The sequence below is a fragment of the Rhodococcus oryzae genome, from assembly GCF_005049235.1.
GTDB lineage: Bacteria > Actinomycetota > Actinomycetes > Mycobacteriales > Mycobacteriaceae > Rhodococcus_G > Rhodococcus_G oryzae.
The window spans coordinates 318143-338679 of the sequence record NZ_SUMD01000003.1; the positions used below are offsets into that span (position 1 = coordinate 318143).

A 20537-nucleotide genomic window follows, 5' to 3' on the forward strand; every position below is an offset into this window, starting at 1 on the left:
GGTCAGAGCGCGCCGACGCCTGCGGTGATCACCGCGATCCCCGCGACGAGCAGCCCGGCGACCAGCACCCCGAAGCCGATCCACACCGATCGCATCCAGGCGTTCGGGCGCACGGGGTCCGCGCCGATCACGGAGAAGAAGAACCCGGCTGGGACGAAGATCGCCGACGAGAGCACGAGGATCGAACCCGAGGCCGACCACCCAGGCGAGACGCCCGCGGCCTGGGTGAGCAGGGCGACCACGAGACCGAGGGTCACCAGGACGCCTGCGTGCGCGTGCCCGGCGCGGAACATCGTCTTCTGCAGGGCGTTGGCACCCTGTTTACCGCTGACGATCCGGAGCATGAACGTGCCACCGAAGGCGATACCGACGACGGTGAGCAGGGTGACGCCGACGACGATCGTGAGGATGGGGTCCATAGCGGGTCTCCTGGGTCGGGGGGTACTCTCTGGATTGTCTGGATAGCGTTACTATCCAGTAGTTGGATAGTAAGAGTATCCAATGTATCCGTCAACCGGGAGGACCATGCGCGTCTCCGAGCTCGTCGAGCGGTCGGGTCTCCCGCTGGCGACGATCAAGTACTACCTGCGCGAGGGCGTCCTGATGTCGGGCGAACCGACCAGTGCAACCCAGTCCAGCTACGGTCCGGAGCACCTGCGGCGGCTCGCGCTGATCAAGGCGCTGGCGGGTGCGGGGCTGCCGATCCACAAGATCCGCGCGATCATCCGCCTGACCGTAGAGCCCGTCGACGGGCTCTACGAGACCCTGGGGCGGGCGGTGGCCACGCTGCCGCCCTACCCGGACGATGCCGCGGACGCCGAGGCGCGTGAGTACCCCCGCGCCCGCCGTCTGCTCGAACGGCTGGGACAGGTCTACGACCCGGCCTTCCCCGCGGTCGGCCAGCTCGAGCGGGCGCTGAAGGCGGTCGAGGATGTCGGCATCCCGATGACCGACGAACGCATCGACGCCTATGGCAGTCACATCATGGGGATCGCGGAGGTCGACCTCGCGCTGATGCCGGTCGGATCCACCCAGGCGGCCGTCGAGTACGCCGTGCTCGGCACCGCGATCTACGAGCCGGTGATCGCCGCGATGCGCAGGCTCGCCCACCAGGACATCGCGTCCAGAAGCTTCCCGCCGGCCGGAATCGCTCCGCCGAGCGCACAGGACCCCCGAGAGGAAACCCGATGACCCCGCCCGCCACCCTCACCTCGACCCGCCCCTTCGCGGACCTGACCACCCTGACGGACCTGGGCGGCGGCGCCTTCGGTGCACTGATCGACCCGATCTGGACCATCGGGCCGAAGGTGCACGGCGGCTGCATGATGGCACTCTGCGCGGCCGCCGCACGCGAGGTGATCCGGGCGCCGCGCGAGGACATGGCCCGTCCGATCGACACGAGTGCCATGCAGCCGATCGCGGTCAGCGCCAGCTACCTCAACGCGCCCGACCCCGGTGAGGTGCGGCTGATCACCAGCGTGCGCAAGCTCGGCAGGCAGGTGTGCCTGGTCGATGTCGACCTGATCCAGGGCGAGAAGGTCGCGGTGTCCGCGGTGGTGACGCTCGGCGTGCCGGACGTCGCGGAACCGCGGCATCAGGAGCCACTCGCGCTGGCCGACCTGCCCGCCGCGCCGCCCTCCGACGCCGTCCACATCACCCCCGACCATCCGATGGGGCAGATCGTGCACGTCGCGAAGGGCTGCGACCTGCGGGTCGATCCGTCCGCCGCGCTGTTCCTGTCCGGGCAGCAGGGCGACCCGGTGAACCGGATGTGGGTGCGCCCGTTCGCCGAGGACGAGGTCGACACCGACGTCGCGGTGCTGTTCGCGTTGATGACCGGCGACATCAGCGCCCCGGTGACGATGAACCGCGGCATGTTCGGGTGGGCGCCGACCGTCCAGCTGACCACCTACCTGCGCAGGCTCCCCGCGCCGGGCTGGCTGCGGGTGATGGCCAGCGCCACCGTGCTGGGCGACACCTGGTTCGAGGAGGACCATCTCGTCCTCGACGGGGCCGGGCACGCGGTGGTGCAGAGCCGTCAGTTGGCCATGATCCCGAAGGGCTGACCGGGGCCGGACCTCCCTCGCGGCGCCCCGACGGCTGCATGGCAGGCTTGCGGGCATGACGAGAATTGCAGTGATCGGTGGCGGCAGGATCGGCGAGGCGCTGATCGCGGGTCTGCTTCAGGCGGGTCGCGCGCCGAAGGATCTGGTCGTCGCGGAGTCCTTTCCCGCGCGGGCGGCCGAGCTGACCGCCCTGTTCGGGATCAGGGCGACCACGATCGCGGATGCCGCCGAGGGTGCCGATGTCGTGGTCATCGCGGTCAAGCCGAACGACGTCGATTCCGTGATGGCCGAGCTGACGTCGGTCGAGCTGGACGGCGACCGCGAACAGCTGGTGGTCACGCTGGCGGCAGGCCTGCCGACCTCCCGGTACGAGGCCAAGCTGCCCGCCGGTTTCCCGGTGGTGCGTGTGATGGCCAACACGCCGATGCTGGTGGGCGAGGGCGTCAGCGCGATCGCCGGTGGGCGGTACGCGAAGGCGGAGCACCTCGCGCTGGTCACCGACATCCTCGCGTCGGTGGGCAAAGTGGTCGCGGTCGCGGAATCGCAGATGGATGCGGTCACCGCGGTGTCCGGGTCCGGGCCCGCCTACTTCTTCCTGATCGCCGAGGCGATGGTCGACGCGGGTGTCGGCATCGGCCTGACCAGGGCCACCGCGACCGAGTTGGTGGTGCAGACGATGATCGGCTCGGCGGCCATGCTCGACCGGTCCGGCGAGTCCGCCGCGGATCTGCGTGCCGCGGTGACGTCGCCGGGTGGCACCACCGCGGCTGCATTGCGCGAGCTCGAGCGGGGCGGGGTCAGGACCGCGTTCTACGAAGCGCTGGTGGCCGCGAAGAGCAGGTCCGCTGTTCTCGGTGGAGGTACCGAATAGATATTGGTACTCCACACCCGTCGCTGTAACCCCATCTGTCCCGCTAAGCTGATTACAGCACGTGCGTGTCTGTTCCGCCGGAGGGGAAGCCGGCGGCGCGAGACGTGCCGGAGGTATGTGGATTAATGGTGTCTACAAGTAAGTCGAAGGGGTCAAACCCCGACGGTCAACCCATGGTCGGCGGCACGCAGTTTCTCACCGTCGCCGAGGTGGCGGCGCTGATGCGGGTCTCCAAGATGACGGTGTACCGATTGGTGCACAACGGCGAGCTGCCCGCGGTGCGGGTGGGCCGGTCATTTCGAGTGCATGCGAAGGCGGTGCACGACTACCTGGAAACCTCGTATTTCGACGCGGGCTGAACCGGTCCCGACGTCCCTCGGATGCAGTGTCCGGGGGATAACGGAAGCTCGGTTTCGGTGGAGCGAGGCCACACCGGTACGATGATCACTTGTCGTGCCAGCCAGCCGGTGTCATCAGGCGCTGGGTTAGCAGATACGAGGCCGAGCGCCAGATTCGTAACGCACGCGTACGTCACCGGCGTGCGCAGGACCGCTAGAGAAGAACGTGAGGGACACCCGCCATGGGTTCAGTGATCAAGAAGCGACGCAAGCGCATGTCGAAGAAGAAGCACCGCAAGCTGCTTCGCAGGACGCGAGTGCAGCGTAGGAAGCTCGGTAAGTAAATCGCCGAGTTCGCAGGTGTGGGACCCAGTCCCTCCGATGCCCGTCACCGAGAGGTGGCGGGCATCGCTGCGTTCGGGGGGCGACTAGGCGTACGTCCAGCATCGGGAGGATGAATATTCTTCCTTTGGGGTCGTAAAATTGCAGGTAAACAGGTGTTTCGGACTCGTTAAGAGCCGTGCGGTTCCGGCCGGGTGTGGCTAGGCTCGCAGGTGTGGCCCGACAGGCAGGGGTGGGGTGTGGAGGTAATGAGCGACCGCGGAGTGCAGCCGCCCGGTGTGGTGCTGGTGACCGGCGCCAGCCGGTTCCTCGGTGGATACCTGGTGGCCAGGCTCGCGCAGAATCCGAACATCGAGCGGGTCATCGCCGTTGACGCCGTGTCGCCGAGCAAGGACATGCTGCGGCGGATGGGGCGCGCGGAGTTCGTCCGGGCCGACATCAGGAACCCGCTCATCGGCAAGGTGATCCGCAACGCCAGGGTCGACACCGTGGTGCACGCCTCCTCGATCCCCAAGGCCCCGAAGTCCGGCAGCAGGGCCGCCATGAAGGACATGAACGTCCTCGGCGCCATGCAGTTGTTCGCGGTGTGCCAGAAGTCTCCGGACGTCCGCAAGGTGGTGGTGCGCTCGTCCGGTGCGGTCTACGGCGGCAGCGCGCGGGACCCGGCGAAGTTCACCGAGGAGATGAGTGCCCGCACGCCCCCGCGCGGCGCATTCGCGCGCGACATCATCGAGATCGAGGGATACGCGCGCAGCCTCGGGCGCAGGCGGCCGGAGATCGCGGTCTCGTTGCTCAGGATGGCGCCGCTGATCGGTCCGCGGATGAGCGGGCCCGTGTCGCGGTACCTGAACTCGCCGGTCGTGCCGACGGTCCTCGGCCGGGATCCCCGGATGCAGCTCCTGCACGAGGAGGACGCGCTTGCCGCACTCGAGCTCGCCACGGTCTCCGGTCCGGCGGGAACCTTCAACATCGCGGCGGATGGCGTCGTGATGCTCTCGCAGGCGGTCCGGAGGGCGGGTGGCCTCGCGGTGCCGGTGCCCTCGCAGCTGTTCCGGACCATCGGCCGGGCACTGATGGGACCCTCGATGCGGGACTTCACCAAGGAGCAGCTCGACTACTTCCACTTCGGCTGTGGGTTCGACACCGGCCGGATGCGGGCGGAACTGGGCTTCGAGCCGCGGTGGACGACGATGCAGGGACTGGACGATCTGATCAACGGGGCCGGGATCAGCCCGATGATCAGCGAGGACTGGCTTCGGTCGGTCGAATCACGGGTACAGCAGTTGGTCGGAGTCGGGGGAGAGCAGCGATGAGTGATGTGGCCAAGGTGATCCCGTTGCACGACGCCGCCGGGCGGCGGGCTCGGCCTGTGCCTGCCGTACCGCAGGGCGGCGAGTCCCTGCCCCAGCCGCGCCCGCTGTTCGGTGTCCCGCAGCAGGCGTCGCCGTCGCTGCCCGGTGTGGTGCTCGAGTCGGCCCGGGACCTGGTCGCCGACCCGGTGGTCGCGATCGCGGAGTTCCTCCGCCGCAGGCTCACCGGCGACTACCAGGTCGACGAATTCGGCTTCGATCCGCACTTCACCGAGAACGTCTGGCTGCCGATACTCCGGCCGCTGTTCGACAGCTGGTTCCGCGTCGAGGTGCGCGGAATCGAGAACGTGCCCTCCGAGGGTGGTGCGCTGGTGGTCGCGAACCATGCGGGCGTGGTCCCCATCGACGGGCTGATGACCTCGGTGGCGATGTTCGACCACCATCCGGCGCATCGCCCGCTGCGGATGCTCGCGGCCGATCTCGCCTTCGAGATGCCGGTCGTCGGCAACATCGCGCGCAAGGCCGGACACACCCTGGCCTGCAACCCGGATGCCGAGCGGTTGCTGCGGACCGGCGAGGTGGCGGCGGTCTTCCCCGAGGGATTCAAGGGGATCGGCAAACCGTTCAGCGAGCGGTACAAGCTGCAGCGCTTCGGCAGGGGCGGGTTCGTCAGCGCAGCGCTGCGCACCGGCGCCCCGATCATCCCGTGCTCGATCGTCGGCTCGGAGGAGATCTACCCGAAGATCGGCGACCTCAAGTCGCTGGCGCGACTGCTGGGGATGCCGTACTTCCCGGTGACGCCGTTCTTCCCGCACCTGGGTCCGCTTGGACTGATCCCGTTGCCGTCGAAGTGGTACATCGAGTTCGGTGAGCCGATCCAGACCGATTCCTACGACGCGGTGTGCGCGGAGGACCCGATGGTGACCTTCGAGCTGACCGACCACGTTCGGGAGACCATTCAGCAGACCCTGTACCGGCTGCTCGCCCAGCGCCGCAACGTGTTCCTGGGCTGAATCGGAGAGTTCCGGGATCGGCTGTCCGGCAACTGAACCCGCGTCGCGGTCGCCGGGTCCCCTGGCGGACCTGGTGATCGCCCTGCCGTTGTGCTTTGGTGGGACAGGGGGGTCGACAGGGAGCCACACCATGGCCAAGTCATTCCGCGGAATCACCAACCTCGACATTCGTGACTCGGTTCCCGACTGGGGCCCGTACGAGCAGCCGAGGGCGCAGCAGGGCGCACCGAACGTGCTGTACATCGTGCTCGACGACCTGGGTTTCGGGGCGCTCAGCTGCTACGGCGGCCCGATCGAGACGCCGAACATCGACCGGATCGCGGCCGGCGGCCTGCGCTACAGCCAGTGGCACACCACCGCCCTGTGCTCGCCGACCCGCTCCTGTCTGCTCACCGGCCGTAACCACACCGTCAACGGCATGGGCTGCATCAGCGAGGCGTCGATCGGGTTCCCCGGCGCCAACGCCCACGTTCCAGGGGAATGCGCCACCCTCGCGGAGGTGCTCGTCGAACGCGGTTACAGCACAGCGATGGTCGGCAAGTGGCACCTGTGCGCGGCCGACGAGATGAACCTGGCCTCGAACAAGGCGAGCTGGCCGATCGGCCGGGGCTTCGAGCGGTTCTACGGATTCCTCGGCGGCGAGACCAACCAGTGGCACCCGGATCTGGTCCACGACAACCACCCGGTCGAGCCGCCAACCCGGCCGGAGGAGGGCTACCACCTCGGCGTCGACATCACCGACCGGGCGATCGAGTTCATCGACGACGTGAAGACAATCGCGCCGGACCGGCCGGTGTTCCTCTACTACGCGCCCGGCTGCGCGCACGCCCCGCATCATGTGCCGCGCGAGTGGGCAGACCGCTACCGCGGCCGGTTCGACGGCGGCTACGAGGCGATGCGTGACGAGGTCCTGGCCAGGCAGAAGGAGATGGGCCTGATCCCGCCGGGGGCCGAGTTGCCGCCGCTGAACCCGATCGGCACCCCGGAGTCCCGCCGCGGACCCGACGGCCAGCCGTTCCCGATGCTGGATCACACCCGGCGCTGGGACACGCTCTCCGGCGACGAGAAGCGGCTGTTCGCGAGGATGGCCGAGGTGTACGCCGGGTTCGTCTCGCACTGCGACGACCAGATCGGGCGCCTGCTGGACTACCTCGAGGACATCGGGCAGCGCGACAACACCATGGTGGTGCTGGTCTCCGACAACGGTGCCAGCGGCGAGGGCGGCCCCGACGGCTCGGTCAACGAGAACAAATTCTTCAACGGCGTGCCCGACGACCTGGCAGAGAACATGGCCATGCTCGACGAGCTGGGCGGGTACCGGACCTACAACCACTATCCGAACGGCTGGGCGATGGCATTCGACACCCCGTTCAAGATGTGGAAGCGCTACGCGTTCAACGGCGGCACCTGCGATCCGTGCATCATCTCGTGGCCGGCGGGGATCGCCGCCCGTGGCGAGATCCGAGATCAGTACCACCACGCCATCGACGTGATGCCGACGGTGCTCGACTGTCTCGGCATCGAGATGCCGGAGACGGTCAAGGGGTACCCCCAGCACCCGATCCAGGGCGTGAGCATGCGCTACAGCTTCGACACCGCAGGCATCCCCAGCGCTCGGCACACCCAGTTCTATTCGATGCTCGGCACCCGCGGCATCTGGCACGACGGCTGGAAGGCCGTCACCACCCATCCGGCGATCAGTGGTTGGGGTCATTTCCAGGACGACACCTGGGAGCTCTACAACACCGACGTCGATCGCACCGAGCTGCACGACCTCGCCGACGCCGAGCCGGGCAGGCTCGCGGAACTGGTCGGACTGTGGTTCCACGAGGCGGGTGCCAACCGGGCGTTGCCGCTCGACGACCGGTATCCGGTGGAGATCCTCATGACGCCGCGCCCGCGGCCTGCCCCGCTCCGAACCCGGTATGTGTACCGGCCCGGCGGCGCCGCGGTGCCCGAGTCGGTGGCGGTGGCCGTTCGCAACCGCTCGTACTCGCTGGGGGCGCTCGTCGGTCTGCCGTCCCCCGGCGCATCCGGGGTGCTGTTCGCTCAGGGCGGCCGCTTCGGTGGGCACGCGCTGTACGTCCGGGACAACCGGCTGCACTACGTCTACAACTTCCTCGGCAGCGAGCAGCAGCGGATCAGCGCGACCGAGGAGCTGCGCACCGGCGACCGGGTGATCCTCGGTGCCTCGTTCGACAAGGACGGCGAGGACCCGCCGGGCACCGCGCGAGGGATGCTCCGCCTCTATTACGGAGATCACCAGGTCGGGGAGGGCCGGATCCGGACCCAGCCGGGCGTGTTCGGGCTCGGCGGCACCGGGCTCACCATCGGCCGCGACGACGGCGAACCGGTCACCGACGACTACCCGGGCGCCGCGCCGTGGGCCTTCGCCGGCGGCACGCTGAACCGGGTGGTCGTCGACGTCAGCGGCGAGGCCTACATCGACCTCGAGCACGCGGCCGCGGCGATGCTGTCGAGGGAGTAGCGGCTCCGCACGGTTGCGTCAGTGCTTGCGGCGGCTGATCACGGCCGCCAGCGCGCCGCCAACCGCGCCGAGCGCGAGTGCGGTCGGAACGCCGATCTTCGCGGCCTTCCGTCCCGTGCGGTAGTCGCGGATCTCCCACCCGCGGTTGCGCGCGACCTCCTTGAGGTCGGCGTCCGGGTTGATGGCCACGGCGGTGCCGACGAGCGAGAGCATCGGCACGTCGTTGTGGCTGTCCGAGTACGCCGTGCAGCGCTTGAGGTTCAGTCCCTCGCGCACGGCCAGGGTCCGGACCGCGTGTGCCTTGCCCGCGCCGTGCAGGATGTCGCCGACCAGTCGTCCGGTGAACTTGCCGTCCTCGCTTTCGACGACGGTTCCCAGCGCGCCCGTCAGCCCGAGCCGCTTCGCGATGACCTGGGCCAGTTCCACCGGGGTCGCGGTCACCAGCCACACCTGCTGACCGGCGTCGAGGTGCATCTGCGCCAGCGCCCTGGTGCCCGGCCAGATCTTGTCGGCGATCAGCTCGTCGTAGATCTCCTCGCCGAGGCGGGAGAACTCCGCGGTCTCGCGGCCTGCGATGAAGGCCAGCGCGCGTTCCTTGCCGCTGGCGACGTCGTCGCTGTTCTCCTTGCCGGTCACCCGGAACTTGAGCTGCTGCCAGCCGAACCTGGCCATGTCGGCGAGCGAGATGTACTTGCGGGCGGCGAGGCCGCGGGCGAAGTGGATGATCGAGGCGCCCTGGACCATGGTGTTGTCCACGTCGAAGAACGCCGCCGCGGTCAGGTCGAGCGGCACGCCGCCCTCGGTCCCGCGGGCGCCGAGTTCACCGCCGGCCTCGGCCTCGCTCGTCGCCGCCTCGTGCAACGCGATGGCGGCGTCCGCGCTGGCCTCACCTGCGAGGCTGGCCCGCAGCTGGGCGTCGCTGGGCCCCAAGGGGTTCCTGCCGCGTCGGCGGGGACGCTTGGCGTCGAGCCAGCCGGCGCCCACTCCCGAGCCGGTCGGACCAGATCGACCAGGCACTCATACCTCCTGTGTTCGTCCAACTGCGGCCCACCCTATCCCCAGCCTCGGGGGCGCACCGGGTGGATCGCCGCCCGCGTGGCCGCTGTGACTTGCGTCTCCGCGGGCGGCCCGCGGAAGGCGCAGGTGGCGGTGGCACAGTGGACCCATGACCGACCCCGCACACACCATCACCCTGCTGACCCGGGCCGGCTGCGGCTCCTGTGACGTAGCGCGCACTCAGCTGCTGCGGTTGTGTGAGGAATTCGGCCTCGAACTCGAATCGGTCGACGTCGACGTGGCCGCGGCGACCGATCCCGAGCTGCGCGCCGAGTACGGCGACCGGCTGCCGGTCGTCTTGCTCGACGGCCGTGAGCACAGTTACTGGGAGGTCGACGAGTCTCGGCTGCGATCGGATTTGACAATCTGAGGCCGACCTGACACCCCTCGCATCCGGACGCTGCGCAGGTCGCAGCGGGTGAATCCGGAATCCGGCGACTTTGTGCATGGGTTCACAAGCAGTTACCGTGGTGTGAACAGTCCCCCCGGATCAGCGTGAGAACCGGCCATGTGCATGGCCGGACGAGGAGCCACCAACGTGACCGAACAGCACCAGCCGCATGGGTTCTCTGCCCGTGGCGTCGCAGGGGCTGAGAACACGTCCGCAGTCCGGTCCGGTGCCGACGTCGCCCGGGCGGACACGACGGTGCGGGACCTGCCGCAGGCCACCGTCACCCGGCTCGCCACCTATCTGCGGGTCCTCGGTGTGATGGCCGACGACGGCACGCTCATCGTCTCCAGCGAGGAACTCGCGACCGCGGCCGGTGTCGGCTCCGCGAAGCTGCGCAAGGACCTCTCCTTCCTCGGCCCCAACGGGGTCCGCGGCGTCGGATACGACGTCACCAAGCTGCGCGCCCGGATCGAGGCCGCGCTCGGACTGGACCGCGGCCACCAGGTGGTGCTGGTCGGCGTCGGCAGCCTCGGGCAGGCCCTGGCCCGTTACGGCGGGTTCGGCCGTCGCGGATTCACGATGGTCGGCCTGTTCGACCGAAATCCCGACCGGATCGGCAGTACCGTCGACGCGCTGACCGTTCGCGACGTCGCCGAGCTCGAGGCCGCGTGCCGCGAGCTGGACGCCACCATCGGGGTCATCGCGACCCCGGACGAATCTGCTCAGGAGGTGTGCGACCTGCTGGTGAATGCCGGTGTGCGCTGCATTCTGAGCTTTGCGGCCTCGCCGCTCGATGTCCCGAAACACGTCGAGATCCGCCGAGTGGATCTCGCCGTGGAGATGCAGGTGCTGTCCTTCCACAGCGCCCGCAACGCCGAAACCGAGCCCGCCGCGGCCTCGGCGGCGGTGGGGCTCCGCACGGCACGCTCGGCTTCGTCAGGCTCTGGTTCGACAACGAATGGATCGGTGATGGCACCGTGAGTGTTCTCCTGGTCGGGATCTCGCATCGCAGCGCTCCCGTCTCCGTCCTCGAGCGGGTCGCCATCGGCGACACCGATCGGCCGAAGCTGATCGACAAGATGATGAGCTCGGACCATGTCTCCGAGGTCATGATCGTCTCCTCCTGCAACCGGGTGGAGATCTATGCGGTGGTGGACGCCTTCCACGGCGCGCTCTCCGACGTTGGCGAGTTGCTCGCCGGGCACTCCGGGATGGATCTGCCGGACCTGACCAAGCACGCATACGTGCGCTACAGCGAGGCGGCAGCCGAGCACCTGTTCGCGGTGGCCAGCGGTCTCGACTCGATGGTCGTCGGCGAGCAGCAGATCCTCGGCCAGATCCGGACCGCCTACGCGATCTCCGACAACCAGCAGGCCGCGGGCCGGGTGCTGCACGAGCTGGCCCAGCAGGCGCTGCGGGTCGGCAAGCGGGTGCACTCCGAGACCGGGATCGACCGCGCGGGCGCCTCGGTGGTGTCGGTCGCCCTCGACCGCGCCGCGGACCTGCTCGGTGACGGGCTCGCCGGGCGCACCGCCGTCGTGGTCGGCGCGGGCTCGATGGGTGGGCTGTCCGTCGCGCACCTGACGCGGGCCGGGATCGGCCGCGTCATCGTCGCCAACCGCACCAGGGAGCGGGCCGAGCGCCTCGCCGAGACCGTGCGGGCCTCCGGGGTGGACGGCGCGACCGTCGACCTGGCCGACCTGCCGTCGGCGCTCGCCGAGGCGGACGTGATGGTGACCTGTACCGGCGCGGTCGGTGCGGTGGTCACCCTCGCCGACGCGCACGTCGCGCTGGCGAAGCGGGACTCCGCGCGGCGGCCGCTGGTGATCTGCGACCTCGGGCTGCCCCGCGACGTGGAGCCCGCGATCGCCGGACTGCCCGGCGTGAGCATCTTCGACATGGCGGCCCTGCAGCGCGATCCGGCGGCAGGCGCCGCCGCCGCGGACACCGAGGCGGCCCGCGAGATCGTCGCGGGCGAGCTCGCCACCTACCTGGCCGGACAGCGTCTGGCCGAGGTCACCCCGACCGTGACCGCCCTCCGCCAGCGCGCCGCCGACGTGGTGGAGGCCGAGTTGCTGCGGCTGGACTCGCGCCTGCCCGGGCTCGAGGATCCGCAACGCGACGAGGTCGCGCGCACCGTGCGTCGCGTCGTCGACAAGCTGCTGCACGCGCCGACCGTCCGGGTCAAGCAGCTGGCCAGCGCCCCAGGCGGCGACTCCTACGCGGCCGCACTGCGTGAGCTGTTCGAGCTGAGCCCCGGGTCAGCCGAGGCCGTCGCGACGCCGATGGAGATGCGCGCGGTCGAGCTCGCGGACGATTTCACGGCAGGCCACGAGGCCGAGGCGATGGACGTATGGAAGGGGATGCAGTCATGAGTGCAACCGCCGCATCCACCAGGGACACCACCGCGGAGCAGGCCCCCGCGGCCACCCTGCGCATCGGCACGAGGGGCAGCCTGCTGGCCACCACTCAGGCAGGCACCGTCCGGGACGCGCTGATCGCCGCGGGCCACCCCGCCAAGCTGGTGATCGTCAAGACCGCGGGCGACCAGTTCTCCGGCCCGGTCGAGAAGATCGGCGTCGGCGTGTTCACCGCCGCGCTGCGCGAGGAGCTCGCCGCCGGACACGTCGACATCGCCGTGCACTCCTTCAAGGACCTGCCGACCGCGCCCGACGAGCGCGTGGTCATCGCCGCCGTGCCCGGTCGCGAGGATCCGCGCGACGCGCTGGTGGCTCGCGACGGGATGGTGCTCGGTGAGCTGCCTGCCGGCTCCCGGATCGGGACCTCCGCGCCGCGGCGCATCGCCCAGCTGCGGGCCCTCGGACTGGGCCTGGACATCCAGCCGTTGCGCGGCAACCTCGACACCAGGATCGGCAAGGTCGCCGGCGGCGAGCTCGACGCGGTCGTCGTCGCGAGGGCGGGGCTCTCGCGGATCGGCAGGCTCGACGTGATCACCGAGTCGCTGGAGCCGGTGCAGATGCTGCCCGCCCCCGCGCAGGGCGCGCTTGCCGTCGAATGCCGCGCGGGTGACACCGCGCTGATCGCCATCCTCGCCGAGCTGGACGACGCGAGTGCCCGCGCCGCCGTCACGGCGGAGCGTGCGCTGCTGGCCGAGCTCGAGGCCGGATGCACGGCCCCGGTCGGCGCGATCGCGGAGATCGTGGAGTCCATCGATGACGACGGCCGGGTGTTCGACGAGCTGTCGGTACGCGGCTGTGCGGCGGCGCTCGACGGGTCCGATTCGATCCGGGCCTCGACGGTCGGACCGCCGGACCGTGCCGAGGAACTCGGTCGCGAGGTCGCCCGCGAACTGCTCGACCTGGGCGCCCGCGCCCTGATGGGCAAGGCAACCGAAAGCGAGACGGAGGGCGGACCGACCGATGAGTGAGTCATTGCCGTCGGCGCGCTCCTCGAAACCGCGCGCCCATTCCCATGTCCCTGACATTGCTAGACACATGAACGCACTGGAGAACAACCGATGAGCCGAGTCCGCAAGAACACCCCCGGACGGATCCTGTTCGTGGGCTCCGGCCCGGGCGACCCGGCGTTGCTCACCGTCCGGGCGCGCGACGTCCTCGCGGCCGCCACCCTGGCGTTCACGGATCCCGACGTCGACAAGGGCGTGACCGCGCTGGTCGGCACCGGACTGCTGGTCAAGGGTGAGGAGATCGACCCCGAGAACCCGCCGTTCGAGGTGCGCCCCGCGCTCGGCGAGCCGGCCGAGGTCGCCAAGACGCTGGTGGCCGAGGCCAAGAACGGGCACGACGTGGTCCGCCTGGTCTCCGGCGACCCGCTCACAACAGATTCGGTGATCGCCGAGGTCACCGCGGTGGCACGGACCCAGGTGCAGTTCGAGATCCTGCCGGGCCTGCCCGCCGGATCCGCGGTGCCGAGCTACGCGGGCATGCCGCTGGGCTCCGGTCACACCGAGGTCGACGTGCGCGGCGAGGTCGACTGGGCTGCGCTGGCCGCGGCGCCGGGACCGCTGGTGCTGCACGCCACGGCCGGCCACCTCGCGGAGACCGCGAGCGAGCTGGTCGAGAACGGACTGGCCCCGCAGACGCCCGCCGCGATCACCGTCCGCGGCACCACCTGCCAGCAGCGCACCGTCGAGGCCACCCTCGCGACGCTGAACGAGGCCGGCTCCGAGCTGGTCGGTTCGCTGATCGTGACCGTCGGCAAGGTGGTCAGCCAGCGCAGCAAGATGTCCTGGTGGGAGTCGCGCGCCCTGTACGGCTGGACCGTCCTGGTGCCGCGCACCAAGGAGCAGGCCAGCGAGATGAGCGATCGCCTCGTCACGCACGGCGCCATCCCCATCGAGGTTCCGACGATCGCGGTCGAGCCGCCGCGCAGCCCCGCGCAGATGGAGCGCTCGGTCAAGGGCCTGGTCGACGGCCGCTACCAGTGGGTGGTCTTCACCTCCACCAACGCGGTGCGCGCGGTCTGGGAGAAGTTCGAGGAGTTCGGGCTCGACGCCCGCGCGTTCTCCGGCGTGAAGATCGCCTGCGTCGGCGAGGCCACCGCGGACAAGGTGCGCTCGTTCGGCATCAACCCCGAGCTGGTGCCGTCCGGCGAGCAGTCCAGCGAGGGTCTGCTGGCCGAGTTCGCGCCGTACGACGACGTCTTCGATCCGGTCAACCGGGTGCTGCTGCCCCGCGCCGACATCGCCACCGAGACCCTGGCCGAGGGCCTACGCCAGCGCGGCTGGGAGATCGACGACGTCACGGCCTACCGCACCGTCCGGGCGGCGCCGCCGCCGGCCGAGACCCGCGAGATGATCAAGACCGGTGGGTTCGACGCGGTCTGCTTCACCTCGTCCTCCACCGTGCGCAACCTGGTCGGCATCGCCGGCAAGCCGCACGCCCGCACGCTGGTGGCGTGCATCGGGCCGAAGACCGCGGAGACCGCGATCGAGTTCGGCCTCCGGGTCGATGTGCAGCCCGAGACCGCTCAGGTCGGCCCGCTGGTGGAGGCGCTCGCCGAGCACGCCGCCCGGCTGCGTGCCGAGGGCGCGCTGCCGCCCCCGCGCAAGAAGTCCCGTAGGCGCTAGGCGCTGACGCGCCCGTGAGTCCTTCTGGTCCCCATGCGGGCCAGAAGGACTCACAGGCCCGACGAAGGAGGGCATCCATCTTTCCCGCCGAACGTCCCCGACGCCTGCGCGCCACCCCGGCGCTGCGTCGCCTCGTCGCCGAGACCTCGCTGGAGCCACGGCATCTGGTGCTGCCGATGTTCGTCGCGGACGGCATCGACGAGCCGCGCGAGATCAGTTCGATGCCCGGCGTCTTCCAGCACACCCTCGGCTCCCTGACCCGCGCCGCCACCGAGGCGGTCGAGGCGGGTGTCGGCGGGCTGATGCTCTTCGGCGTCCCCCGGACCGAGGACAAGGACGCCAACGGTTCGGGTGCGACCGATCCCGACGGCATCCTGAACCGGGCACTGCGCGTGCTCCGCGCCGAGCTCGGCGACTCCACCGTGATCATGGCGGACACCTGCCTCGACGAGTTCACCGATCACGGCCACTGCGGGGTGCTCGCGGCGGACGGTCGGGTCGACAACGACGCGACGCTGACCCGCTACGTCGACATGGCGGTCGCGCAGGCCGAGTCCGGGGCGCACCTGCTCGGGCCGAGCGGAATGATGGACGGACAGATCGCCGCGATCCGCGAGGGTCTCGACGACGCCGGCCATCAGGACACGGGCATCCTGGCGTACTCCGCCAAGTACGCGTCGGCCTTCTACGGACCCTTCCGCGAGGCCGTCGGGTCGTCGCTGTCCGGGGATCGCCGCACCTACCAGCAGGACGCCGCCAACCGGCGCGAGTCACTGCGCGAGGTCGACCTGGACCTGGACGAGGGCGCGGACATGGTGATGGTGAAGCCGGCCATGTCGTACCTCGACGTGCTGCGTGAGGTCGCCGACATGTCGACGGTTCCCGTTGCGGCTTACCAGATCTCGGGTGAGTACTCGATGATCACCGCCGCCGCGCAGAACGGCTGGATCGACCGCGACGCTGCCGTGCTGGAGTCGCTGCTCAGTATCCGTCGCGCGGGTGCGGACATCGTGCTGACCTACTGGGCCGCCGAGTTCGCAGCCCGGTTGTGATGGTTACGGTGGTGTCATGACCGCCCCATGGCCGCCAGCGCCCCCGACCGGCCCCGTCGCGCAGGACCCGCGACCCGCGGTGCCCGTCGACGTGGGTACCGCCTTCCAGCTGCTGTGTGGGGTCGCCGCTCTCGGTGTGGTGAACCTGTTCGCCACCCTCGCGATGGTGGCAGCGGATCGGAAGACCTTCGCCGATCAGCTGATCAAGGACGTGCACGCCCAGGATCCGACGGTGGAGATCAGCGCCTCGGCGGCTGAGGGTCTGCTGCTGGTCGGGCTCGGCGTCACTGCGCTGCTCGGGCTGGCGTTGACCGGCCTGTACCTGCTGTTCGTGTTCAAGATGCGCAGCGGCAGGAACTGGGCCCGGATGCTGGTGACCATGATCGGCGTGACGATGGTCTTCTTCGCGATCCCCGCGCTGTTCGGGCTCGGCGCCGGTGGCGGCGTGGCCGGGATGGTCGCGGGCGGGGCGGGCATCCTGCAGGCGGTGCTGTCCGTCGGTGCGGTGATCCTGATGCACCGGAGCGAGTCGAACCAGTACTTCGTGCCCGGACCGAAGGCGCAGTAGCCGTCGTGGGTGACGCGCAGGCCCGTCCTCGCCCGGTCGATGTCGCGTACTGGCTGTGGCTGGTCTGTGCGGCGCTGCTGGTGCTCTTCGGGCTGTTGGCCCTGACATCTCCCGGCACCGCTATACGGGAGGAACTGGTGGAGCGCGGTGCGAACCCCGACAGCGTGGACGAGTTCATCGTGCTGCTGCGTGGCTCCGGCGCCGTCTCGCTGCTGACCGGCCTCGGCGTCGGGCTGATGGCTGGGCCGACCAGGGCGGGGGATCCGCGATTTCGGCGGGCGGTCGTCGCGCTGTCGGCGGTGTTCTTCGTGCTGCAGCTCGGGCTGCTGGCGACCGGTCTTGGTCAGGTGCCGACGCTGCTGGTCTCGTTGCTCGCGCTGGTGGCGAGCGTGCTCGTCTACCTGAGGTCCTCGGCGGCGTGGTTTGCCGGTGAGTGACGCGGCCGAGCGGATCCTGTTCGAGGAACCGGGCGGACGGTGGTGGCTGGTCGCGCTCGGCCCGGCGCTGTGCCTGGTCGTGCTCGTGGTGGAGGCGATCATCGGTTCGGGTGTGCACTGGCTCGGGCTGGCGCTGTTCGCCGTGCTGCTCGCGGGGCTGGTCACCCTTCAGGTGGTGGCGGCCCGGCGGCACGCGAGCGTGCTGCTCACCCCGGCGGTGCTGCGCAACGGCGCCGAGACCGTCGAGGTGGCCGATATCGTCGGGGTGCTGCCCGAGGCGGATCCGTTCGCCGAGGATCTGGAGCCGTGGGAGAGCGCCCCGTCGCTCGGCGAGCTGTCCGGGGTGCCGCGGCGCCGTACCGCGATCGGCTTGCGGCTGCGGGACGGTTCGGTGGTGCGGGCGTGGGCGCGGGACGGTGACGGGCTGCGCACCGAATTGGAGCAGCTGGTGGCGGACGAGGTGGACGAGGCGGAGGACGGTGAGCGGTGAGCGAACGGATGACGCGGATCGTGGAGCTCGCCCTGGCGGTGCTCGCGACCGTGGCCGCGATCTGGTGCTGGAACCGGGGAGTGCAGACCTCGGACTTCGCACCCGCGATGGACGGCGCCCCCGCGTTCACCGGCACGCACTACTCGGGCACCTGGATCGGGGCGGCGACCGTGCTGGTGATCGTGGCCGGGTTGTTGGTGATCGACGTGGTCCGGAGGCGGGACCGCGGCGGTCCGCAGTGACCGGTCGAACAGCGGCCCGCCCTGGCGGCTAGTACCCACGGGGGGTATGGTAGGGGCATGAACGGATACTCCCCGGAGAAGGACGACCTCCTCAAGCGGCTTCGCCGCATCGAGGGACAGGTCGCGGGCATCTCGCGGATGGTCGACGACGATCGGTACTGCATCGACATCCTGACCCAGGTGTCGGCGGCGACGAAGGCGCTGCAGTCGGTCTCGCTGAAACTGATGGACGCGCACCTCGCGGGCTGCGTCGTCGAGGCGGCCAAGAAGGGCGGCCCGGAGGCCGACGCGAAGGTCAAAGAGGCCTCGGACGCGATCGCCCGCCTCGTCCGGTCCTAGGAGAGACACGATGCAGAGCACATACACGGTCACGGGCATGACCTGTGGGCATTGCGTCTCCTCGGTCACCGAGGAGGTCGGCGCCATCGCCGGCGTCACCGAGGTGCTCGTCGACCTGGCCACCGGAGCGGTCCGTGTGACCAGCGAGTCCGAGCTCGACCCGCGGGCCGTCGCAGAGGCGGTCGAAGAGGCGGGCTACGAGCTGGCGCCATGACCGCCGCCGCGGGCCGAGGCGCGTTGGACACCGTCGCGGAGCGCGAGCTCGATCTGGATCTCGGCGGGATGACGTGCGCCTCCTGCGCGAACCGGATCGAGCGCAAGCTGGCGAAGATCGACGGCGTCCGCGCCACCGTCAATTTCGCCACCGAGCGGGCCCACGTTCGCTATCCGGCGGGCGTGCAGCCCGCCGAACTGGTGTCCGCGGTCGAGTCGGCGGGCTACTCCGCGGCCGTGTCGTTGCCTGCCGGCCCCGCCGCTGCCGGGCCCGCGGAACCGATGCCGGATCACCTCGGCAGGCGCCTGGCGATCTCGGCGCTGGCCGCCGTCCCGGTCGTCGCGCTGTCGATGATCCCGACGCTGCAGTTCGACTACTGGCAATGGGTGGCGCTGGCGCTGACCACCTTGGTGGTGTTCTGGGGCGGCTATCCGTTCCACCGGGCCGCGCTGACGAACGCCCGTCACGGCAGCTCGACGATGGACACGCTCGTCTCGCTCGGCACCCTTGCCGCGTACGGATGGTCGTTGTGGGCGTTGGTGTTCGGCACCGCGGGGCAGATCGGGATGACCCACGAGTTCACGCTGCGACTCGGCGCGCACGACCCCGCGGGACAGATCTATCTCGAGGTCTCCGCCGCGGTCACCGTCTTCCTGCTCGCGGGCCGGTACGCGGAATCGCGGGCCAAGCGCCGTGCGGGCGCCGCGCTGCGGGCGCTGATCGAGGTCGGCGCCAAGGACGTGACGGTGCTGCGAGCCGACGCCGAGCGACGAATCCCGGTGAGCGAGTTGCGGGTCGGGGACCGATTCGTGGTGCGGCCGGGGGAGAAGATCGCAACCGACGGACGGGTGCTCGAGGGCGCCGCGGCCGTGGACGCGTCGACGGTCACCGGTGAGTCGGTGCCGATTGAGGTCTCCGGCGGCGATGCCGTCGTCGGCGGCACCGTGAACACCAACGGGCGACTCGTGGTGCGGGCCGAGAGGGTCGGCGCCGACACCCAGTTGGCCCACATCGCCGCGCTCGTCACCGAGGCGCAGAACGGCAAGGCGGCGGTGGCGCGGCTCGCGGACCGGGTGTCGGCGGTGTTCGTCCCGGTGGTGCTGGTCGTCGCGGCGGCGACACTGACGGGCTGGCTGGTCACCGGGCACGCCGCGACGGAGGCCTTCACCGCCGCGGTCGCGGTGCTCATCGTGGCCTGCCCCTGTGCGCTCGGACTGGCCACGCCCACCGCGCTTTTGGTGGGCACCGGTCGCGGCGCCCAGCTGGGCATCCTGATCAGGGGGCCCGAGGTGCTCGAGCAGACCAAGCGGATCGACACCGTCGTGCTGGACAAGACCGGCACCGTCACCACGGGCCGGATGACGCTCGACGAGGTGGTCGCGGCGCACGGCGAGAGCCCCGATCGAGTGCTGGCGCTGGCGGCCGCGGTGGAGGGCGCGTCGGAACACCCGGTGGCCCGGGCGATCGCTGTCGCGGGCGGCCCGGCGCCGTCGGTGACGGAATTCGAGAACCGCCCCGGCATCGGCGTCGTCGGCCTGGTCGAGGGGGTCCGGGTCAGCGTCGGCCGGCCGGAGGGCCCGATCCCGGCGGAGCTGCGGTCGGTGTTCGGGGCCGGGCGCACCACCGTCGCGGTGGCCTGGGACGGCGCGATCCGTGGCGCCATCACGGTCGCCGACGCCGTCAAGCCCACCAGCGCGGAGGCCGTCGCGCAGATCGTGGCGCTCGGCATGACCCCGGTGCTGTTGACCGGCGATCGCGCCGAGGTCGGGCACGCGGTGGCGCGGAGCGTCGGCATCGACCGGGTGATCGCGGAGGTCATGCCCGCCGACAAGGTCGCGCACGTGGCGGGCCTGCAGGCCGAGGGTGCCGTCGTCGCCATGGTGGGCGACGGCGTGAACGACGCGGCGGCGCTCGCCACCGCGGACGTCGGGCTGGCGATGGGAACCGGGACGGACGCCGCGATCGAGGCGGGCGACCTGACCCTGGTGCGCGGCGACCTGCGCTCGGTGCCGCAGGCGATCCGGCTCTCGCGGGCCACGCTCGGCACCATCAGGGCGAACCTGTTCTGGGCGTTCGCCTACAACGTCGCGGCCATCCCGCTGGCCGCGCTCGGCCTGCTGAACCCGATGATCGCAGGCGCGGCGATGGCGCTGTCCTCGGTGTTCGTGGTGGGGAACAGTCTGCGGTTGCGGAGATTCCGCTGACGCCCAAGTCCACCGATTTGCGCTGACCGCATGCCAACTTGAACACTGTTCAAGTTGGCGTGAGGG

General features: G+C 70.3%; 23 protein-coding genes. 21 read left to right on the forward strand and 2 right to left on the reverse strand.

Going from position 1 to position 20537, the window contains the following annotated elements; all coding sequences use genetic code 11:
* Window positions 1–2: 2 nt before the first annotated feature.
* Window positions 3–419, reverse strand: coding sequence for a hypothetical protein (locus FCG67_RS07745; protein ID WP_136908667.1), 417 nt, complete (start codon window positions 417–419; stop codon window positions 3–5).
* A gap of 106 nt (window positions 420–525) precedes the next feature.
* On the opposite strand from FCG67_RS07745, the gene FCG67_RS07750 reads away from it, so the two are divergent.
* The 8 genes from FCG67_RS07750 to FCG67_RS07785 all read left to right on the forward strand — a co-directional run bounded on the left by FCG67_RS07750 (window position 526) and on the right by FCG67_RS07785 (window position 8428).
* Entirely contained in the window at window positions 526–1191 is a 666-nt protein-coding gene (locus tag FCG67_RS07750) for a MerR family transcriptional regulator (RefSeq protein ID WP_136908669.1), read from the forward strand.
* Window positions 1188–2066 carry a thioesterase family protein gene (locus FCG67_RS07755; protein WP_136908671.1) on the forward strand — a complete coding sequence of 293 codons (879 nt, stop codon included), beginning with the start codon at window positions 1188–1190 and terminating at the stop codon, window positions 2064–2066. The genes FCG67_RS07750 and FCG67_RS07755 overlap by 4 nt, the downstream gene beginning before the upstream one ends.
* 55 nt (window positions 2067–2121) lie before the next feature.
* Window positions 2122–2937 carry a pyrroline-5-carboxylate reductase gene (gene proC / locus FCG67_RS07760; protein ID WP_136908673.1) on the forward strand — a complete coding sequence of 272 codons (816 nt, stop codon included), beginning with the start codon at window positions 2122–2124 and terminating at the stop codon, window positions 2935–2937.
* Window positions 2938–3062: 125 nt separating this feature from the next.
* The gene (locus FCG67_RS07765) at window positions 3063–3296 is read left to right on the forward strand and encodes a helix-turn-helix domain-containing protein (protein ID WP_077040650.1); all 234 of its coding nucleotides are present in this window, start codon (window positions 3063–3065) and stop codon (window positions 3294–3296) included.
* A 221-nt stretch (window positions 3297–3517) separates the two neighbouring features.
* Window positions 3518–3619 (forward strand): 30S ribosomal protein bS22, encoded by a 102-nt coding sequence (locus FCG67_RS07770; protein ID WP_003402602.1) that lies wholly within the window; start codon window positions 3518–3520, stop codon window positions 3617–3619.
* A 246-nt stretch (window positions 3620–3865) separates the two neighbouring features.
* On the forward strand, window positions 3866–4930 hold the full coding sequence (locus FCG67_RS07775) for an NAD-dependent epimerase/dehydratase family protein (protein WP_136908675.1): 1065 nt from the start codon (window positions 3866–3868) through the stop codon (window positions 4928–4930).
* Window positions 4927–5940, forward strand: coding sequence for a lysophospholipid acyltransferase family protein (locus FCG67_RS07780; protein WP_136908677.1), 1014 nt, complete (start codon window positions 4927–4929; stop codon window positions 5938–5940). The genes FCG67_RS07775 and FCG67_RS07780 overlap by 4 nt, the downstream gene beginning before the upstream one ends.
* Window positions 5941–6070: 130 nt before the next feature.
* Window positions 6071–8428 carry an arylsulfatase gene (locus FCG67_RS07785; protein WP_136908679.1) on the forward strand — a complete coding sequence of 786 codons (2358 nt, stop codon included), beginning with the start codon at window positions 6071–6073 and terminating at the stop codon, window positions 8426–8428.
* 18 nt (window positions 8429–8446) lie between these two features.
* Here FCG67_RS07785 and FCG67_RS07790 read toward each other — a convergent pair whose 3' ends face one another.
* On the reverse strand, window positions 8447–9445 hold the full coding sequence (locus FCG67_RS07790) for an HAD family hydrolase (protein WP_097210267.1): 999 nt from the start codon (window positions 9443–9445) through the stop codon (window positions 8447–8449).
* A 148-nt stretch (window positions 9446–9593) separates the two neighbouring features.
* Here FCG67_RS07790 and FCG67_RS07795 point away from each other — a divergent pair, with 148 nt between their 5' ends.
* The 13 genes from FCG67_RS07795 (at window position 9594) to FCG67_RS07855 (ending at window position 20471) form a co-directional block, all read left to right on the forward strand.
* Window positions 9594–9854, forward strand: a complete 261-nt coding sequence (locus FCG67_RS07795) for a glutaredoxin family protein (RefSeq protein ID WP_136908681.1) — start codon at window positions 9594–9596, stop codon at window positions 9852–9854.
* 168 nt (window positions 9855–10022) lie between these two features.
* Window positions 10023–10856 carry a redox-sensing transcriptional repressor Rex gene (locus tag FCG67_RS07800; protein WP_246044922.1) on the forward strand — a complete coding sequence of 278 codons (834 nt, stop codon included), beginning with the start codon at window positions 10023–10025 and terminating at the stop codon, window positions 10854–10856.
* Window positions 10853–12250: a glutamyl-tRNA reductase gene (locus FCG67_RS07805; protein ID WP_136908685.1), complete on the forward strand. Its 1398-nt coding sequence runs from the start codon at window positions 10853–10855 to the stop codon at window positions 12248–12250. Before FCG67_RS07800 ends, FCG67_RS07805 begins: the two co-directional genes overlap by 4 nt.
* Window positions 12247–13263, forward strand: a complete 1017-nt coding sequence (hemC, locus tag FCG67_RS07810; protein ID WP_136908687.1) for a hydroxymethylbilane synthase — start codon at window positions 12247–12249, stop codon at window positions 13261–13263. The genes FCG67_RS07805 and hemC overlap by 4 nt, the downstream gene beginning before the upstream one ends.
* A gap of 90 nt (window positions 13264–13353) precedes the next feature.
* Entirely contained in the window at window positions 13354–14925 is a 1572-nt protein-coding gene (locus FCG67_RS07815; protein WP_077040658.1) for a bifunctional uroporphyrinogen-III C-methyltransferase/uroporphyrinogen-III synthase, read from the forward strand.
* A 77-nt stretch (window positions 14926–15002) separates the two neighbouring features.
* The gene (gene hemB / locus FCG67_RS07820; protein WP_136909059.1) at window positions 15003–15977 is read left to right on the forward strand and encodes a porphobilinogen synthase; all 975 of its coding nucleotides are present in this window, start codon (window positions 15003–15005) and stop codon (window positions 15975–15977) included.
* 16 nt (window positions 15978–15993) lie between these two features.
* Window positions 15994–16545, forward strand: a complete 552-nt coding sequence (locus FCG67_RS07825; RefSeq protein ID WP_246044923.1) for a hypothetical protein — start codon at window positions 15994–15996, stop codon at window positions 16543–16545.
* A gap of 5 nt (window positions 16546–16550) precedes the next feature.
* Complete coding sequence (locus FCG67_RS07830; protein WP_136908689.1) at window positions 16551–16982, forward strand: hypothetical protein; 432 nt, start codon at window positions 16551–16553, stop codon at window positions 16980–16982.
* Window positions 16975–17472, forward strand: a complete 498-nt coding sequence (locus FCG67_RS07835; RefSeq protein WP_136908690.1) for a hypothetical protein — start codon at window positions 16975–16977, stop codon at window positions 17470–17472. The genes FCG67_RS07830 and FCG67_RS07835 overlap by 8 nt, the downstream gene beginning before the upstream one ends.
* Entirely contained in the window at window positions 17469–17714 is a 246-nt protein-coding gene (locus tag FCG67_RS07840; protein WP_246044924.1) for a hypothetical protein, read from the forward strand. Before FCG67_RS07835 ends, FCG67_RS07840 begins: the two co-directional genes overlap by 4 nt.
* 57 nt (window positions 17715–17771) lie before the next feature.
* On the forward strand, window positions 17772–18053 hold the full coding sequence (locus tag FCG67_RS07845) for a metal-sensitive transcriptional regulator (protein ID WP_072842629.1): 282 nt from the start codon (window positions 17772–17774) through the stop codon (window positions 18051–18053).
* Between the two features lie 10 nt (window positions 18054–18063).
* Window positions 18064–18267 carry a heavy-metal-associated domain-containing protein gene (locus tag FCG67_RS07850; protein WP_136908692.1) on the forward strand — a complete coding sequence of 68 codons (204 nt, stop codon included), beginning with the start codon at window positions 18064–18066 and terminating at the stop codon, window positions 18265–18267.
* Entirely contained in the window at window positions 18264–20471 is a 2208-nt protein-coding gene (locus tag FCG67_RS07855) for a heavy metal translocating P-type ATPase (RefSeq protein ID WP_211243142.1), read from the forward strand. Before FCG67_RS07850 ends, FCG67_RS07855 begins: the two co-directional genes overlap by 4 nt.
* Window positions 20472–20537 lie beyond the last annotated feature (66 nt).

Excerpts from the sequence above, each read along its gene's own strand:
- FCG67_RS07745 (WP_136908667.1), bottom strand. The coding sequence starts at position 419 with ATGGACCCCATCCTCACGATCGTCGTCGGCGTCACCCTGCTCACCGTC.
- FCG67_RS07750 (WP_136908669.1), top strand. The coding sequence starts at position 526 with ATGCGCGTCTCCGAGCTCGTCGAGCGGTCGGGTCTCCCGCTGGCGACG.
- FCG67_RS07755 (WP_136908671.1), top strand. The coding sequence starts at position 1,188 with ATGACCCCGCCCGCCACCCTCACCTCGACCCGCCCCTTCGCGGACCTG.
- proC (WP_136908673.1), top strand. The coding sequence starts at position 2,122 with ATGACGAGAATTGCAGTGATCGGTGGCGGCAGGATCGGCGAGGCGCTG.
- FCG67_RS07765 (WP_077040650.1), top strand. The coding sequence starts at position 3,063 with ATGGTGTCTACAAGTAAGTCGAAGGGGTCAAACCCCGACGGTCAACCC.
- FCG67_RS07770 (WP_003402602.1), top strand. The coding sequence starts at position 3,518 with ATGGGTTCAGTGATCAAGAAGCGACGCAAGCGCATGTCGAAGAAGAAG.
- FCG67_RS07775 (WP_136908675.1), top strand. The coding sequence starts at position 3,866 with ATGAGCGACCGCGGAGTGCAGCCGCCCGGTGTGGTGCTGGTGACCGGC.
- FCG67_RS07780 (WP_136908677.1), top strand. The coding sequence starts at position 4,927 with ATGAGTGATGTGGCCAAGGTGATCCCGTTGCACGACGCCGCCGGGCGG.
- FCG67_RS07785 (WP_136908679.1), top strand. The coding sequence starts at position 6,071 with ATGGCCAAGTCATTCCGCGGAATCACCAACCTCGACATTCGTGACTCG.
- FCG67_RS07795 (WP_136908681.1), top strand. The coding sequence starts at position 9,594 with ATGACCGACCCCGCACACACCATCACCCTGCTGACCCGGGCCGGCTGC.
- hemC (WP_136908687.1), top strand. The coding sequence starts at position 12,247 with ATGAGTGCAACCGCCGCATCCACCAGGGACACCACCGCGGAGCAGGCC.
- FCG67_RS07815 (WP_077040658.1), top strand. The coding sequence starts at position 13,354 with ATGAGCCGAGTCCGCAAGAACACCCCCGGACGGATCCTGTTCGTGGGC.
- FCG67_RS07825 (WP_246044923.1), top strand. The coding sequence starts at position 15,994 with ATGACCGCCCCATGGCCGCCAGCGCCCCCGACCGGCCCCGTCGCGCAG.
- FCG67_RS07845 (WP_072842629.1), top strand. The coding sequence starts at position 17,772 with ATGAACGGATACTCCCCGGAGAAGGACGACCTCCTCAAGCGGCTTCGC.
- FCG67_RS07850 (WP_136908692.1), top strand. The coding sequence starts at position 18,064 with ATGCAGAGCACATACACGGTCACGGGCATGACCTGTGGGCATTGCGTC.
- FCG67_RS07855 (WP_211243142.1), top strand. The coding sequence starts at position 18,264 with ATGACCGCCGCCGCGGGCCGAGGCGCGTTGGACACCGTCGCGGAGCGC.